Source organism: Burkholderia sp. WSM2230 (genome assembly GCF_000472445.1).
In the GTDB taxonomy this organism is placed as follows: Bacteria; Pseudomonadota; Gammaproteobacteria; order Burkholderiales; family Burkholderiaceae; genus Paraburkholderia.
Genome location: NZ_AXAJ01000010.1, coordinates 48,624 through 65,210 on the forward strand (window position 1 = coordinate 48,624; position 16,587 = coordinate 65,210).

Genomic DNA, 16,587 nt, shown 5'->3' on the forward strand with positions numbered 1-16,587 from the left:
ATCCTCAGGGTTGGAAAAAACGTGTGACCGCAGGTGAGGCGGCGTTATTGCGAGGGCGCCATGTAAGGCGGCATGGCGAGCGAGCCGTTTGCGCCGCCGTACTGGAAGCTCGGCGTTTGCGTCATGTTGGCAGTGCTGCCGGGCGTGTAGTTTTGGGGTGCGGCAGCGGCCCGTTTAGGCGCTTTGCCCGGTTTGGGCGGCGCCACGATCTTCTGGATGTCGGCGATGCGCTGTGCGGTCGCGGCACTTGTCTTGCCGAGGCTCTGCGCGCGCCGGTACGCTTCGTTGGCCATGCGCAGATAGAGATCGCCCAGGTTCTCGTAAGCGAGACCGTAGCCGGGATTGACCTTGGTCGCAGTTTCGAGCGCGGCGCGCGCTTCAACGTAGCGGCCATGCTTCGCGTACAGCGCGGCCAGGTTGTTATACGGCTCCGGCAACTCCGGATACAACTGCGTGAGTTCGGTGAACGCGGCGATCGCTTCGTCGTCGCGGTTCAGATGCGCGAGCACGGTGGCGCGCTTGAACTTCGCCTGGGCGTCGCGCGGATTCGACGCGATGCGCGCATCGAGCTGCGTCAACGACGCCTGCCAGTCTTTCTGCGCGATGGACGCGTCGATTTCCGGCGTGTTGTCGCGCACGGCGGGGCCTTGCGGCATGGTGGGCGTTTTTTGCGCGAAGGCGGCGGCGCCTGGCAGCATGCCGAGCGCGAGCGCCATGGCGACGCGCAGCGTGACGGCGCGCGCAATGTTGTTGCGAGCGCCTTGCCTGGAGTCATGCATCGAGCCGCGGGCTGAGGCGTTGAAGCGGGCGTCGGATGAGGCGTCAACCGAGGCACCAGGCGAGGCGCCGAACAAGGCACCTGACGGCGCACCTGAGAGGGCACCTGAGAGGGCACCTGACGGGGCACCAAACGCCGTCGCGGCGAGGGTCGCAGCGCTGCGCGCGCGGCCGCTGGAAGGTTTCATAGGCTCGGGTCTGGATGTTATACTCCGAGCCATTCTAACAAAAGGTCTGCGCGTTCCGTCGAACCGCCGGCTGTCTTTTCGCCACTCGTGGTCGTCTCCGCCTTGATTGCAGTCCTACCGCCGCACCAGGTGCATCGGTTTGCTGCTGTGCGTGTTTCAACAGTCGCTGCTGCGCTTGTCTCAACCGTCGGGCAATAGTCTGCACAGAGCCCGGCCGAGTCAGGCAACAGTTCGTCTGCGCCGTCCGGTTCAGAAGGCGGCACGCATGAAATATGGCGGATTTCTTTCGGCCCACGCACCGTTCTCTATGGAATCACTGCGCATCTACAACACGCTCGCGCGTGACAAGCAAACTTTCGTGCCCCTGCAACCAGGCGTCGTGCGGATGTACGTCTGCGGGATGACCGTGTACGACTATTGTCACGTCGGTCATGCGCGTGTCATGGTCGTGTTCGACATCGTGCAGCGGTGGCTGCGCACGCTCGGCTACCAGGTGACGTACGTGCGCAATATCACGGACATCGACGACAAGATCATTCGTCGCGCGGTGGAGAACGGCGAGACGATCAAGTCGCTGACCGATCGCTTCATCCATGCATTGCATGAAGACGCGGACGCGCTCGGCATCGCGCGGCCCGACATCGAGCCGCGCGCAACCGACTTCATTCCGCAGATGCTCGGCATGATCGAGAAGCTCGAGGCGAACGGCTACGCGTATCAGGCGAAAGACGGCGACGTGAACTACGCGGTGCGCAAGTTCGCGGGCTACGGCAAGCTGTCCGGCAAATCGCTCGAAGACCTGCGCGCGGGCGAGCGCGTCGCCGCGAACGACGCGAAGGAAGACCCGCTCGATTTCGTGCTGTGGAAGCAGTCGAAAGCCGACGAACCCGCCGACACGGGCTGGGACTCGAAGTACGGCCGCGGCCGTCCCGGTTGGCATATCGAATGCTCGGCCATGGGCTGCACGTTGCTCGGCGAACGTTTCGACATTCATGGCGGCGGCCAGGATCTGCAGTTTCCGCACCACGAAAACGAGATCGCGCAAAGCGAAGCTGCGACGGGTCAACCCTTCGTGAATTACTGGATGCACAACGGCTACGTGCAGATCGACAATGAGAAGATGTCGAAGTCGTTGAATAATTTCTTTACGATTCGCGAGGTATTGGCGCAGTACGATGCGGAGGTCGTGCGTTTTTTCATCGCACGCGCGCATTACCGTTCTCCGCTGAACTATAGCGACGTGCATATCGACGACGCCCGCAACGCCCTCGGCCGCCTCTATACGGCGCTCAAGGACGTGACGCCGGACGGCGCCGCGCTCGACTGGAACGAAGCGCATGCGCAGCGATTCCAGGCAGCCATGAATGACGACTTCAACACGCCGGTTGCGGTGTCGGTGTTGTTCGAGCTGGCAACAGAAGTGAACCGCACGCGCGACCCTGCGCTGGCCCGTCAATTGCGCTCGCTCGGCGCGGTGCTCGGGCTGCTCGGGCGCGAGCCGCGTGCATACCTGCAGCAGGCAGCGGGCGCCGCGGTGCAGGGCGCTCTCGAGCCCGCCGCGATCGAAGCGAAGATCGCCGAGCGCGTGGCCGCGAAGCAGGCGAAGGACTATGCGGCAGCAGACCGGATCCGGGCCGAGTTGCTCGAGGCCGGCGTTGCACTTGAAGACAAACCCGGCGGGTTGACCGAGTGGCGGCGCGTGTGAGCGCACCTCGTACTTCCCTCTGAATGACTCGCCAGGCAGGAGGCAGGATGGCAACGGCCACGAAGACGCCGGCTAAACGGGCCACGTCTCAAACAAACGCGGCAGCCGCGGCAAAGTCGACTCGAACGTCGGCGCGCACGGCAAGCGGCGCGGTGAAGGCAGCATCGTCGAAAGGCGCGGGAGCGGCTGCAAAGAGCGCGGCTGGTGCGGCGAAGAAAACAGCCGTCAAACGTGCGTTGAATGGCGCATCGGAGCCCGCGTCTCACGCCGCTGCAAAGCGCGCGAAGGCATCGTCTGTCAAGGCGTCGCGCGGCAAGGGCGCGAGCGGCATCAGCGGCAACGGCGCATTGCCTGCCGAGCTCGCGGGCGACGTGCAGGAACTTGCGCGTGTCGCGAAGACGCAAGACGGCCAGGAAGGCGAAATCGTACGCAAGACGCGCGCGTCGTCGTCCGCGGCGGGCGGCGAAACAGCGAGCGAGGTCGCCGTGCCGGTGCAGATTGGCGGCCTTACGCCTGAAGCAACGCGTCCGGATTACTGGGACAAGGCGTGCGCCGACCTCGTCAAGCGCGACCGCATTCTGAAAAAGCTGATTCCGAAGTTCGGTCCGGTGCATCTGCTAAGCCGCGGCGATCCGTTCGTTACGCTCGCGCGTTCGGTGGTTGGTCAGCAGATTTCGGTCGCGTCCGCACAGGCTGTGTGGGCCAAAGTCGCGGCTGCCTGTCCGAAGCTCGTGCCGCAGCAGTTCATCAAACTGGGTCAGGAAAAGCTGACGGCGTGCGGCTTGTCCAAGCGCAAGGCGGAGTATGTGCTCGACCTCGCGCAGCATTTCGTGTCGGGCGCGTTGCACGTAGGCAAGTGGCGCTCCATGGAAGACGAGGCGGTGATCGCCGAACTCACGCAGATTCGCGGCATCGGCCGCTGGACTGCGGAGATGTTCCTGATCTTCAACCTCTCGCGTCCCGACGTGCTGCCGCTCGACGACCTCGGTCTGATCCGCGCCATCAGCGTCAATTACTTCAGCGGCGAGCCGGTCACGCGCAGCGAAGCGCGCGAGGTCGCCGCGAACTGGGAGCCGTGGCGCACGGTCGCGACCTGGTACATGTGGCGTAGTCTTGACCCGTTGCCGGTCGACTACTGAAAGAACAGAAGCATGCCGCTTCACAAACTATCAATTGTTGAACCGTGATAGTTGCGAAGTGGTTTAGACAGCGGCGAGCGCGGTTAGAATACGCGCTGCCGGTAAGTCCAAGGATTAAAACCAATGAAGACCACGTTTCTGGATTTCGAACAGCCGATCGCTGAACTCGAAGCGAAGATCGAAGAATTGCGCTTCGTGCAGGACGATTCGGCCGTCGATATTTCGGAAGAGATCGAGCGGCTGTCCAAAAAAAGCCAGCAACTCACGAAAGATCTGTACGCAAACCTCACGCCGTGGCAGGTCTCGCAAATTGCCCGTCATCCGCAGCGCCCGTACACGTTCGACTACGTGAACGAGCTTTTCACCGACTTTCACGAACTTCACGGCGACCGCAACTATGCGGACGACCTGTCGATCGTCGGCGGTCTGGCGCGTTTCAACGGCCGGGCCTGCATGGTGATCGGTCATCAGAAGGGCCGCGATACGAAGGAGCGCGCGCTGCGCAACTTCGGCATGCCGCGTCCCGAAGGTTATCGCAAGGCCGAGCGGCTCATGCGTCTGGCCGAGAAGTTCAGCTTGCCGATCTTCACGTTTATCGACACGCCGGGTGCCTACCCCGGCATCGGTGCGGAAGAGCGCGGGCAGTCGGAAGCCATCGGCCGCAATCTGTACGTAATGGCCGAACTGAAAACGCCGCTCATCGCGACGATCATCGGCGAGGGCGGTTCGGGCGGCGCGCTCGCCATTGCAGTCGGCGACAGCGTTCTGATGCTGCAATTCTCGACCTATTCGGTGATTTCGCCGGAAGGCTGTGCGTCGATTCTGTGGAAGAGCGCGGCCAAGGCGCCGGAAGCGGCAGAAGCCCTCGGCCTCACCGCACATCGCCTGAAAGCGCTTGGTTTGATCGACAAGATCGTCAACGAGCCGCTTGGCGGCGCGCATCGCGATCCGAAGGGCATGGCCGCGTTGCTGCGCCGCGCGCTCGCCGATTCGCTGCGTCAGTTCCAGGGCATGAGCATCAACGACCTGCGTCAACGTCGTTTCGAACGGCTGATGGCGTACGGCAAGTTCAAGGAAACGACGCCGGGTGCCTGAGCCCGCGCGCGTTCTCTTTCGTCCATCGGCGCAACGCATACACACTGCGGCTGCGCTAACGACGTGACCACTTCCGCCCAATCAAGCGCCGACTGCCTCGTTCTCGAGGCGGTCGGCGTTGCTCTTGCCGCGTTGCCCCCGAATGCGCGAGTGGCAGTGGCGTTCAGCGGCGGCGTCGACTCTACCGTTCTGCTCGATGCTGCCGTGCGCGTGGCTGGTGCGTCGCGTTGCATGGCATTGCATGTTCATCACGGCCTAAGTCCGAACGCCGATGCGTGGCTTGCACACTGCGAGGCATTCGCTCGCGAACGCGGCGTCGAATTTGCGGTTCGTCATGTCGAGGTGTCACGCGATGCCGGCTTGAGTGTGGAGGCCGCGGCGCGCGACGCACGTTATCGTGCGTTGGATGCGCTGTGCGCGGCGCACGGCATTCATTCGCTGTGGCTCGCGCAGCACGCGGACGATCAGGCGGAAACGGTGTTGTTGCAACTGTTGCGCGGCGCCGGCATCGCGGGCCTTGCGGCGATGGCATCGGAGTTTTCGCCCGTCGGCGCTGCAGCGGTGCGCGCGCGGCCCCTGCTTCATCTGCTGCGTGCGCAGATCGAGCAGTATGCAAGCGCGCGCCATCTGCGCTGGATCGACGACGAATCGAACGCGGACACGCGCTATGCACGCAACGCGTTGCGCCACGAGGTGATGCCCGCGTTGGCGGTCAATTTCCCCGGTTTTCGCGATGCACTCGCGCGCACGGCGTCACATGCCGCGTCGGCGCAGCGGCTGCTCGACGCACTGGCGCGCATGGATCTTGATCGCGTATCGCGCGACGAAGGACGCGCGCTTTCGCACGACGCGCTGATTGCACTGGACGACGACCGCGCGCTCAACTTGCTGCGCTACTGGATGCGCTCGCAAGGCTTTGTTGCTGCATCGAGCGCGCGTCTTGGCGATGCGCTGCGTCAGTTGCGCGAGGTGGGCGCGAGCGGGGACGGGCATCGTCTGCGAATCGACCATGCGGGGCACGCGCTGCGCTGCTATCGCGGTCTCGTGTATTGGGAGGCGGGGGACAGCCGCGATCCAGCCGACGAAACCGCGATTGCCGAGCGCGAGGTGAGCGAGCTTGCGTGGAGCGGCGAAGCGACGTGGCGTTTGCCGCAATGGCGCGGCACTTTCGTGTTCGAAACGCTCGACGCGTCGCGTTCCGATAGCACCACAAGGGAATGCGCGGTTCCCGTCAGCGTGCTGCGGCGTGCGTTGCTGAGTGCGCGCTCGCGTCGTGGTGGCGAGCGCATGCGGATGAGCGACGCACCTGGCGCGCGCAGCCGCACGCTTAAGAACCTGTTCCAGGAGCGCGGCATTGCAGCGTGGAAGCGCGACGTGCCCTTGCTTTATATCGGCGACGAATTGCTGTTCGTGCCGCTTCTCGGCGTCAATCGCGCGGCCTTGCCCGCGGAGGTTGCGCCGAACGAGGCGCGCGTGTCGATCAGCTGGCGCGAGGACTTGCTGATTGCGTGACCGGCCGGTCGAACGCCCTGCGGTCAGCATGGCATTGCGCCAAATAGGGCGCGAGCGAACTGCATAAAGACTCGGTGAATATGGGGTGAATATGCAGCGCCAGCTCACGCGCGGCAAGGCTTTGCACACATATCTCAAGGCGCCGCCACGGCCTTTGCGGCTTGTCTTTTTGCGTCCGATCGGGTACGTTAACTTGTTTGCCCGACCCGCTTTTGCCGTCGCTTGTGTCGGTTTTCCGATCGTGATCCGAATTTCCCGGTAAGCCATTAGCGATCAATCACGGGCAAATCCGCGCGTGTTGCACGCGCGCTGCATCTACGCCGTCACACACTTTGCCGCCGTTCACGAGACGTTGCGCCCCTGTGCTTTTGTGCGGTCGTCGCGAGCGCGCCAGCGCGGTTTCTCCTTCAGTTCAGAACGACAATGGCACTCATCGTACATAAATACGGCGGCACCTCGATGGGCTCGGTCGAGCGCATCAAAAACGTCGCCAGGCGCGTCGCGAAATGGCACAAGGCCGGTCACAAGATGGTCGTCGTGCCGTCGGCAATGTCCGGCGAGACCAACCGCCTGCTCGGCCTCGCGAAAGAGATCACGACCCAGCCGAGCCCGCGCGAACTCGACATGATCGCCGCAACCGGCGAACAGGTCAGCTCGGGGCTCCTCGCCATCGCGCTGCAGGAAGCCGGCGTCGAGGCGGTCAGCTACGCCGGCTGGCAAGTGCCGGTCAAGACGGATAGTGCGTTCACCAAAGCGCGCATTAGCGAAATCGACGGCGAGCGCGTGCTTCGCGATCTCGACGCGGGCAAGGTCGTGGTGATCACGGGCTTCCAGGGTATCGACCCTGACGGCAACATCACCACGCTCGGCCGCGGCGGCTCGGACACCTCGGCGGTCGCGGTCGCGGCCGCGTTGAAGGCCGACGAGTGCCTGATCTACACGGACGTCGACGGCGTATACACGACCGACCCGCGCGTCGTGGAAGAGGCGCGCCGGCTCGATCGCGTGACGTTCGAAGAAATGCTGGAAATGGCAAGCCTGGGTTCGAAGGTGCTGCAGATCCGCTCGGTGGAATTCGCCGGCAAATATCAGGTCAAGACGCGCGTGCTGTCGAGCCTGACCGATCCGCTCATCCCGCTCGACACTGAAATGAAGTCGGGCACCCTGATTACTTTTGAAGAAGACGAGACCATGGAAAAAGCAGTCATCTCGGGCATCGCGTTTCAGCGCGACGAAGCTCGCATCGCCGTGATGGGTGTGCCCGACAAGCCGGGCATCGCGTATCAGATTCTCGGCCCGGTGGCGGACGCGAATATCGACGTGGACATGATCATCCAGAACCAGAGCGTGGAAGGCAAAACGGCTTTCACGTTCACCGTGGGTCGCGGCGATTACCAGCGCGCTATGGACATCCTCACGAACCAGGTGAAGGGGCACGTCCAGGCGGAACAGGTGCTGGGCGATCCGAAGGTGTCGAAGGTTTCGGTGGTGGGCGTGGGCATGCGTTCGCACGTGGGCATCGCGAGCACGATGTTCCGCACGCTGTCGGAAGAGGGCATCAACATCCAGATGATCTCGACCTCCGAAATCAAGATTTCGGTGCTGATCGACGAGAAATACATGGAGCTCGCAGTGCGCGCGCTACATAAGGCTTTCGAACTGGATCAGGCGTAATTCGCGGCAAACGGCGGGGCGCACCGGAGCGTTCCGTTCGTCGATGTGCTCTCGTGCTCCCGGGTGAAAAAATCTCCGTGAATGACGAAATTGGCACAAAAATCGTTCGTCAGACATTGACCTTGGCGGTTCGGCCCGCTATTATCTTGGCTTCGTCGCGCTGACTCCCTGCGCGAGCGAAAGTTTGGGAGACGTGGCCGAGAGGTCGAAGGCACTCCCCTGCTAAGGGAGCATCTGGGCCAAAACCTGGATCGAGGGTTCGAATCCCTCCGTCTCCGCCAGTGATGGTGGCGAAACCCCGTAAGTTTGAAGACTTACGGGGTTTTTGTTTTTTGGCGACCTACAAATCGACCATCTAATAGCATGCGTGTCCGTTCACTGCGTCATAGCGGGTTGCGTCGCTGCGGCAATCTCGTTTGCCACTGACGCAAGGGCCCGACTGTATGCACTGACCAGCGCGTCGTAGCCAGGCCCGCTTGCCGCCTCGTGGACCACTGCGCGTCCGTCAACCGCATTTCCCTTCGGCGGGCGTACTGACCAGATCACTGCGAGCGTCACGGAACCGCTCGCCGACGAATCGAAGCTCTGTACGTCCACCGATACCATGTATGCGCCGTCGCTCACACGCTGTGGATAGACCGACACGATCGAACCGGGGATGAGCTGGGTGAGATCCGCCGCGAGCGCACGTGCGATCTGGCTCTTAAGGGGATCGGCCCAGCGTGCGAACTCATCGATAGTCACACGGTTCGCATCGATTGTGGAAACGATCTGTGGCCTGTCGACCAGGCCCGGAACCGTCACCGGACCGATCGCGATCATGAGCGGTTCGGTGCCCGGGCGCGGGGCCGCCATCTGAACAGGACTCAACGTGTAGAACCTGGACGTCGGCGACGTGGCGCACCCTGCAAACAGGGCCGACACGGTCATCGCCAGAGCCAGTGCTGAAGGCGGCCTCATGGTTTGTCCCCGGTCTTGCCGCGGATCAACGCTTCCGGATGACGTTCGAGATATTCAGCCAGCGTGCGGATCGAGACCGCCGCCTGCGACACCTCATGCATGGCGTCGGCAGTGCTCTGCTGCAATGGAGAGTCGCTTTGCAACGTGCGGTTCACCGACGTGAGTGCCTCCCGGGCTGCGGCCAACGTTGCCTTCGCATCAGGGGCAATGTCGGTATTGACGGTAGTAAGCAGCGTGTCCGCGTCGCTGAGTGTTTTGCGCAGGTCCTTGCTGATGCCATCAAACGGAATCGCATTGAGCTTCGCCACCAGGCTTGTAATAGATTCCTGCAAGCCCTGCAGATTGCCCGGCACCGTCGGTAGCCGGGGCGTCTTGCTGCTCCAGTCCACTGCCGCTTTCGGCGCGCTGGGGAAGAAGTCGATCGCGATATACAGTTGTCCGGTAAGAAGGCTCCCTGTTCTCAGTTGCGCCCGCATCCCTTTCGCGACCAGATAGTCCGCAAACTGCCTTCGCTCCTGTTCGGTATTGCCCCGATCGCCTTGCCAGTTGTCTCGCGAGATCAGGCGTTCAGGATATATGTTCACGTCGACAGGCATACTGAATTCCCGGGTAACCGGGTCGAAGTGTGCGTGGATCGCCGTTACCTCGCCAATGACGATGCCCCGGAAGTCCACAGGTGCGCCGACAGCCAGTCCGCGCACCGACTCCTTGAAGTCCAGCACGTATTTGTCGACGATCGCATCATGCGGCTTCATCGCCTCGGCGCGAGCAGCGAAAAGTTCATACCGGTGAAGCGCATTCGCTTCGGTTGTCGCGCTCGTCTGCGGCGGGTTCTCGAATGCGAGACCGCCGATCAGGATCGACACCATGGATTCCGTATCGATCTTCACACCGCTTGTGTCCAGCGTCACGTCCACGCCGCTTGCGTGCCAGAAACGGGTGTCGTTTGTCACGTACCTATCGTAGGGCGCATTGATAAAGACATGTATCGTCATACCTGCGCCGTCAGGATCAAGTGCATACGAGACGACCTGGCCGACCTGCAGCCGTCGGAAAAAGATCGGTGAGCCTATGTCGAGCGAGCCGATGTTGCTGCTCTTCAGCACGAACTCCCGCCCCGGTGCGCCCGAGGAGAGCACCGGTGGCGACTCGAGCCCGACGAAATCGCGCCGTGCCTGTCGCGATGTGCCGATGTCCATACCGATGTGAGAGCCGGACAGCAATGTGCCGATACCCGACACCGTTCCTCCGGAAATGCGCGGCCGAACGACCCAGAAGCGGGTATCGCCGACGAGCATGCTGGCGGCGCCGCGCGACATCTCAGCACTGGCAAGCACGGTCTTACGATCGTCGGACAATGCGAGACTTTTGATCACGCCAACGTCGACGTTCTTGAACTTGATCTTCGTCTTGCCAGCCTCGATGCCTTCTCCTGTGGCAAAGCTGATGGTGATGGTTGGGCCCTTCTGCATGATCGACTGCACGGCGAGCCCGCCTGCAATCAGGATTGCGACGAGCGGCACGAGCCACACGGCCTGCACGCGCCACCTCGACGGTTTCACAGTTACCGCTGCCGGAAAGCCGGCCGCCTCAGCGTTCTCTTTCTGCCCGGACAATTTATTCAACTTCCAACTCCACTGGGTCCCATATGAGCCGCGGATCGAACGACAATGCCGCGAACATGGTCAGTACGACTACTGATCCAAATGCAATAGCCCCCGGGCCTGCGTCGATCGTCGCAACCGATCCGAACTGGACCAGCGCAACCAGGATCGTAATGACGTAGATATCGAGCATCGACCAGCGGCCGACAAGGTCCAGAAAACGGTAGATACGCGTTCGTTTGCGAGGGATGACAGGCGAGCGTAACTGCGTGCTCCAGGCGAGATACGCAAGGGCCAGGATCTTGAGCATCGGCACGACGATGCTGGCAATGAAAACGATAACGGCAAGCGCCCACGACCCGGAGTTCCAGAGAAAGACCACGCCGCTCAGGATCGTGTCCGACTGGGTATCGAACACGGTATTCGTGACCATGACCGGCAGAAGAACGGCTGGAATGTAGAGGACCATCGCAGCCAGCAGGAACGCCCAGGTGCGTGGCAGACTGGATGGTTTGCGCAGATGTAATACCGCGCCGCAGCGCGGGCAGATGCCGCCATGCGCGTGTGCAAGCGGCTTTGACACCAGGCTGCAGTCATGACACACGAACAGACCGGCGCGGGCCGCAGTCGGGGCCGCCGCACTTTCCTCAGGCGCCCCCGGCGCAGCGTTGACGTCCGGCACGCTATCGAGAGGTGCCCAGATATCCGTCGCATTGAAGGAAGCATTCGCTGCGGTGACCAGCACCATCACCGCGCCGAATGCCCACAGAGCGACACCGGGCACAACGGTCGCGAGATGTTCCAGTTTGACGAGTGCGACCAGCATGGCGAGCATGAGCACTTCGATCATGCCCCAAGGTGCAACGTGCCTGAGCACACGCAAAATGAGCTCGGGGCGCTGCGGCAACCGGCCTGTATGTAGCGGCAAAAGCAGACAGATTATTGCCAGGATGTTCAGCGATGGCATCACGATAGTCGTCACGAAGACAAGGCCTGCCAAAGGCCACATGCCGTCGCCCCATAGCGCTGAGACCGCTCCGAACAGCGTCGTCTCGACCAATGTGCCCTGGACCTGAAGTCCGACGACAGAAAAGCAGTTGGCGACTACAAACAGAACAGCGGCAGCCAATATGAGTGCGAGTGCGCGGTCGTACGTTGCAGGCCAGCTCCGGTAGAGGACCGCACTGCAACGCCGGCAGCGCGCAACGCCGCCTCCCGATAGCGGGGCCTTCCGCTGGAGCAGGTCACAGTCATGACACGCGACAAGTTTGGCTTCGTTCATCTCTGATATCCGGGTTCTCGTGCGCAACACACCGCAACACACTATGGACGGCTGATACAAGGCGGCAGACTAACACTGCAATGCCAGGGTGTAAACCGGACAGACGGTTTGTTTGTGCGTTAAACGTACTGCGCGGATGCGGCTCTTTCTAGCGATATTCACCGCACAAGCGCCATACGGCGCGGCACGCGCGGTGCGGGCGTTGAGGCTCGCGGAGCAGGGCAGTGAAATTGCAGTGCGCCGTCCACGTACAAACCGGCTGGACGGTTTACAAAGAATAAAAACGGTGCTACTGTCCGGTCTCATCGGTTCCGCCCGGAACACCGGGCCTCTCCCACCTCCAATTGCTCATCAAGGAATGCCAAGTGTTCAACAAAAACGTCGTCCCGCTTCTTCTCACCGCTGCGGCGGTGCTAACCCTGGCTGCGTGCGCCGGTGTGCAGCCGGTCCCCTACACGGGCATTTCATCTTCCTCGCAGCTGCAACAGAACCGCGATGACGATTCACGCAAGGTGCCCTACAAGTACGCTTCGCCTGTGATCTGGTCGCGATACACGCAGGTTTTGCTCGACCCGGTCGTCGTGTATCAGGGGACTGACAACCAGTTCGGCGACATAAAGAGCGCCGACCGGGACGAGCTTGCCGGCTACATGGGGAAAACGTTCTCCAAAGAACTGGCAACACGCTTCCAGCTCGCGAGGCAGCCAGGGCCTGACACGCTGCGCGTCAAGCTGACATTGACCGGTGCTGAAAAGACAAAGCCACTGGTCGGGCAATTCATGCATTTCGATCTGGCGGGCAATCTCTACAACGGCGTGCAGGCAGTTCGCGGCGGCCAAGGGGCGTTCAGCGGCTCGGTTTCCTACGCGGTTGAGATCTATGACAGCAGTAACGGGCGCCTGCTGAAGGCCTATGTTTCCAAGCAGTATCCGAATGCGATGAATCTGCCGGCCGCGTTCGGGTCACTCGGTGCTGCAAAGACTGGCCTCGACAAGGGCGCTGCCGCACTGGTCGCCCAGTTTCACTAGAAAGACTCGCGGCGTTGCGTCGGCCGCAGCTCTCTGGCGCGGCGTGCGTACATCGTATAAGTCGCCGGAACTCGCCGCGCTGATCGCGGCTGCTCTGAACGTCTCCGAAGGTTGCGCATGCCCGCTCTGGTCGACCTGGTTGTCTCTTGTGTCCCTGCGCCTTTGATGGCGGCCGTGGTGTTTGCGATCGGCTATGTGCTGGTAGGGATCCCCGTCCATTTCCGACGCGGTGCAGTCGCGAGGGATGTGTTGGGCACGTTGGCCGGAGTCTTCTGTGCTCTTATCTACATCGCGTTCGTCGTCGGTGTCCATTCAGGTGTTCATACCGCTTCACGATAACGCGGCGGTTCGTTGATATCCAGCGAGCCGGTCCGCGTATCGGAAAGGGTATGAAGGCTTGCGGCCCATGATGATTGCGTCGATCGCTTGCCATGCTTTCCGAATGAAGCCGGTACTGGCGATCGGTGCATCGGCGCTAATGCCGACGAAGACGAGCAATGAAGATCAAATCGGTCCTCTCCCGGGGAGAGCCGGCCAGGACATCGATGACGTGTTCCGTCACAGTCGACCGGTCACTACATCGTGGAGAATGGCGAACAGGCGGCGGACCGCCTTCGCGATCCGGACCGCCAGCCGCGGCGTGGCACCCGCAATGGCAGGCGCACAAACTCCGGTTGCCGGCTTCCGGCGCCGTCCGATGTTACTCATCCGATGCATGACGTAATCTGGCAGTGGTCATGGGTGGGTTGGCGTCGCCCGTATCGGGTCAAGGTCGGAGAATATCATGGGAAAACACCTCGGTAAACCGTCTGGACGGTCGGATTCTGTGCGTGGAAGTATCGTAGAATGCCGTCTTCATGGCCGATGTCCCGTTCAACCCCGAGGTGTCCGTTCCACCTGAGTCGGGGACGAGACCGCACCACTCGCGCAACGCACAGGCGGGAGGCAGTTGGCGAAGCGCGTCATTCGCTCGGGCCATGCGTTACGGACATCATGTTAAATAGAAATGGACAATCACACTCGTTCGGAAATAACCCGGAAGAAAGCAATCGAAGCGGCACTGGCTATACTTGCTCGTGACGGCGTCGGCGGTTTGACATTCGATGCATTGGCGCGTGAAAGCGGGATCAGCAAGGGCGGCCTGTTGCATCAGTTTCACACCAAGAACGGAATTCTCGAGGCGCTAGCTGAACATCATCGCCTTCATTTCGAGCAGGTCGCAAAGAAATACCTCGCTAAAGAAGGCTCATCAAAGGCGGAACAGACACTGTCCGCCCAGATTGCGATTTACCGCGAGTCGGCCAATCAGCCTCATTCTGTTGCACGCGCTGTCCTTGCAACACTGATTGCAAGCCCGAATCCGGACCTTCTGGAACGTCTTCGGGCAATCGATCAAGAAACGTTGAAGAACATTGAAGCAGAGGCGTCGAATCGTGACTTTTCATTGATTCGTCTGTTGGCCGCGAGCGGCCTTGCGTATTCGACGTTACTTGGCATGTCTTCACTGAGCCGGAAAGACCGTGACCGGCTGTTTGACACGTTGCTCGATGACGACGCATGGAAAACTGTGACCGCAAAGCCCCGGGCGAAGAAGCGCTCCGGCGCGTGAGATGTTGATGCGAGCGCAATTCACAGTCGCCATGCCCGGCAAAAACGGCGCACAATAGACACCCCACGGGTGCCTGCCTTGCAGGTGTGAAGGTACGCGTCACTCGCCAGCGTACGGTCGGAGAAATCGCCCGACACAGTGGCGCGCGCATAGCAGCCGGAGTAACGCCCGGCCGCCCGTGGCCGTCTGTTTGCACTCACGCGACTCCAAGCCCCGCGAATCACTTGTAGGCGGGCAACCGACCTGCCCGGCCCTGCACAGAACCGAGGGGCCATCAATGCCCATAACGTTATTGACCGTGCCTTCGGTTCAGCGAGGCAACATGAGCGCCGGCGCCACACGGAATCGGTTGGCCTTCGAGAAGCGCCTTTCACTCATTGCCGATTTTCACTCGCCCTTCGCCAGCCGCTCCAGATAAACCCACGGAAAAATCCCGCGCTCGTGCCCGTCGTCGAACACGAGTTGCAGGCCATAGCCCCACGGCCGTACGTCGAGCAGCTTCACACCGGGTGATGAGAGCGGTAAAAGTTCGTCAAGCTTGCGCTTGCGACACTGCGCGCACATGCAGGCCGAGCGCAGCGCGGCAAACGGCAATTGCGCGGCAAAACCGTCTGGCCAGCGCATCGACAGGCTCGCGCTGGCTGAATCGATCGCAACGTGATCGGGGACGCTCATGGCCGACGCTCTGCAATTTGCCGCAACGCAATCCTTACTGCCTTGCGCACTTCAGGGTCGCCGTCAGCTTGCGCCGCATCGAGCGCGGCCAGTATCCGCACGTCGTCGATGCGGCCGACTTCCCCGAGCGCCAGCGCCGCCTCCTTGCGCACGTTGCTGATCGAATGCGAGAGCAGCGTTGCGATTTGCGGTGCGCTGGCAGCCTCGCCGATTTGTCCGAGCGCGCGCAGCGCACGCAATCGCACTTGCCAGTACGCGTCATCGAGCGCATTCTCCAGCGCATCGCGCGACTCGGCGACGCGCAGTTTGCCGAGCGTCGTGGCGGCTTCTTCGCGCACCTGCCACGCGTCGTCGTGCAAGGCGCCGAGCAACGCCGCCGTGGTCTCGCGATGCGTGGGCGGCGCAAAGCCGAGCGCCGCTGTCGCGGCACGCCGGATCGACGCATCGGGGTCGCACGTCGCGAGCGAAGCCAGCGAGTCGAGCGCAACCGGATTCTTCAGCCATCCCAACACGCCGACAGCTTCGCCCCGCACGTTGGCGTCCGCGTCGGCGAGCGCCTGCAATGCGGGCGTGAGCGCCTCGGGCACGCGCAGTTCGCGCAAGGCGCGTAACAACGCGGCGCGCACGAACGAGTCCGGGTGCTCGAGCCACTCGAGCAGAATGACTCCCGAAGACGCCTGCTTGAGTTGTGAAAGGCTCTGCGCAGCACTCGCGCGCACGGCATCGTGCTGATCGAGCAGCGCGCCGCACAGTGCGTCGACCACATCGCTGCGTTCCCATGAAGCAAGCAGTCGCGCGGCCTCGCTGCGCACTTCAGACGACGCATCGTTTCGCAGCGCCGTGACAATCGACTCGATAACGCACGCATCCTCGAGATCGGCCAGACCGATTAGCGCGATCCGGCGCACGACGGCGTCGTCGGAGGCGAGACGGGACAGAAGGGCGGCGGCTTCTGCTGGAGCGGCATCAAATGAAGTGCTCGGATCGATCGAATAGGACATGGGCAGACGTGGATGGAGAAGAGAAATTTCGTGCAGCGATTAACGCAGAAGATACGGAATGGACACTTTCACTGCGCCCGTCGGACAATCCTGTTCGCATGGCATGCAGTACCAGCACTCGTCGAACTGCATGTAGGCCTTGCCTTTCTTCATGTCGATCGCGAGCAGATCCAGCGGGCACACGTCGACGCATACCGTGCAGCCTTTTTCGGCAATGCACCTGCTTTCGTCGATCGTCACTGGCGCTGAGCTGCGCTGATAAATGTCGTGCGGCGTAAAAGGCGCGGAGGAAGTGGAAGAGACCGAGGACGTAAGGGACGTTGGCGAGGACATAAGCA

The 16,587-nt window shown here is 61.9% G+C and carries 14 protein-coding genes and 1 tRNA gene; 8 read left to right on the top strand and 7 right to left on the bottom strand.

The genetic code is table 11. The features are described 5' to 3' along the window. Positions 1–44: 44 nt before the first annotated feature. The gene (locus A3AC_RS0119545) at positions 45–965 is read right to left on the bottom strand and encodes a tetratricopeptide repeat protein (protein WP_025600930.1); all 921 of its coding nucleotides are present in this window, start codon (positions 963–965) and stop codon (positions 45–47) included. A gap of 307 nt (positions 966–1,272) precedes the next feature. Here A3AC_RS0119545 and cysS point away from each other — a divergent pair, with 307 nt between their 5' ends. From cysS to A3AC_RS0119575, 6 genes are all read left to right on the top strand, one after another. Then, positions 1,273–2,670, top strand: coding sequence for a cysteine--tRNA ligase (gene cysS / locus A3AC_RS0119550; RefSeq protein WP_025600931.1), 1,398 nt, complete (start codon positions 1,273–1,275; stop codon positions 2,668–2,670). Positions 2,671–2,717: 47 nt separating this feature from the next. Then, on the top strand, positions 2,718–3,809 hold the full coding sequence (locus A3AC_RS0119555; protein ID WP_025600932.1) for a DNA-3-methyladenine glycosylase family protein: 1,092 nt from the start codon (positions 2,718–2,720) through the stop codon (positions 3,807–3,809). A 123-nt stretch (positions 3,810–3,932) separates the two neighbouring features. After that, positions 3,933–4,904 (top strand): acetyl-CoA carboxylase carboxyltransferase subunit alpha, encoded by a 972-nt coding sequence (locus A3AC_RS0119560; protein ID WP_025600933.1) that lies wholly within the window; start codon positions 3,933–3,935, stop codon positions 4,902–4,904. Between the two features lie 63 nt (positions 4,905–4,967). After that, positions 4,968–6,416, top strand: a complete 1,449-nt coding sequence (gene tilS / locus A3AC_RS0119565; RefSeq protein WP_025600934.1) for a tRNA lysidine(34) synthetase TilS — start codon at positions 4,968–4,970, stop codon at positions 6,414–6,416. 423 nt (positions 6,417–6,839) lie between these two features. After that, positions 6,840–8,090 carry an aspartate kinase gene (locus A3AC_RS0119570; protein ID WP_025600935.1) on the top strand — a complete coding sequence of 417 codons (1,251 nt, stop codon included), beginning with the start codon at positions 6,840–6,842 and terminating at the stop codon, positions 8,088–8,090. Between the two features lie 187 nt (positions 8,091–8,277). Further along, a tRNA-Ser gene (locus A3AC_RS0119575) sits at positions 8,278–8,371 on the top strand. Between the two features lie 94 nt (positions 8,372–8,465). On the opposite strand, the gene A3AC_RS0119580 is transcribed toward A3AC_RS0119575, so the two are convergent. Genes A3AC_RS0119580 through A3AC_RS0119590 form a run of 3 tightly spaced genes read right to left on the bottom strand, consistent with a single transcriptional unit; the run spans position 8,466 to position 11,936 of the window. Beyond that, on the bottom strand, positions 8,466–9,050 hold the full coding sequence (locus A3AC_RS0119580; protein ID WP_025600936.1) for a PqiC family protein: 585 nt from the start codon (positions 9,048–9,050) through the stop codon (positions 8,466–8,468). Then, positions 9,047–10,666 (bottom strand): MlaD family protein, encoded by a 1,620-nt coding sequence (locus A3AC_RS0119585; RefSeq protein WP_025600937.1) that lies wholly within the window; start codon positions 10,664–10,666, stop codon positions 9,047–9,049. Before A3AC_RS0119585 ends, A3AC_RS0119580 begins: the two co-directional genes overlap by 4 nt. 1 nt (position 10,667) lies before the next feature. Then, positions 10,668–11,936 carry a paraquat-inducible protein A gene (locus A3AC_RS0119590; protein WP_025600938.1) on the bottom strand — a complete coding sequence of 423 codons (1,269 nt, stop codon included), beginning with the start codon at positions 11,934–11,936 and terminating at the stop codon, positions 10,668–10,670. 365 nt (positions 11,937–12,301) lie between these two features. Here A3AC_RS0119590 and A3AC_RS0119595 point away from each other — a divergent pair, with 365 nt between their 5' ends. Continuing rightward, positions 12,302–12,964 (top strand): DUF3313 domain-containing protein, encoded by a 663-nt coding sequence (locus tag A3AC_RS0119595; RefSeq protein WP_025600939.1) that lies wholly within the window; start codon positions 12,302–12,304, stop codon positions 12,962–12,964. A gap of 1,006 nt (positions 12,965–13,970) precedes the next feature. After that, positions 13,971–14,573: a TetR/AcrR family transcriptional regulator gene (locus A3AC_RS0119605; protein WP_025600941.1), complete on the top strand. Its 603-nt coding sequence runs from the start codon at positions 13,971–13,973 to the stop codon at positions 14,571–14,573. 387 nt (positions 14,574–14,960) lie between these two features. On the opposite strand, the gene A3AC_RS0119610 is transcribed toward A3AC_RS0119605, so the two are convergent. From A3AC_RS0119610 to A3AC_RS29360, 3 genes are read right to left on the bottom strand one after another with little or no spacing between them, the layout of a single operon-like run. After that, complete coding sequence (locus A3AC_RS0119610; RefSeq protein WP_025600942.1) at positions 14,961–15,248, bottom strand: gamma-butyrobetaine hydroxylase-like domain-containing protein; 288 nt, start codon at positions 15,246–15,248, stop codon at positions 14,961–14,963. Beyond that, a complete protein-coding gene (locus A3AC_RS0119615; protein WP_025600943.1) occupies positions 15,245–16,249 on the bottom strand; it encodes a HEAT repeat domain-containing protein in 1,005 nt (334 codons plus the stop codon). Before A3AC_RS0119615 ends, A3AC_RS0119610 begins: the two co-directional genes overlap by 4 nt. A gap of 39 nt (positions 16,250–16,288) precedes the next feature. Then, on the bottom strand, positions 16,289–16,582 hold the full coding sequence (locus A3AC_RS29360) for a 4Fe-4S dicluster domain-containing protein (RefSeq protein WP_025600944.1): 294 nt from the start codon (positions 16,580–16,582) through the stop codon (positions 16,289–16,291). Positions 16,583–16,587: the final 5 nt, after the last annotated feature.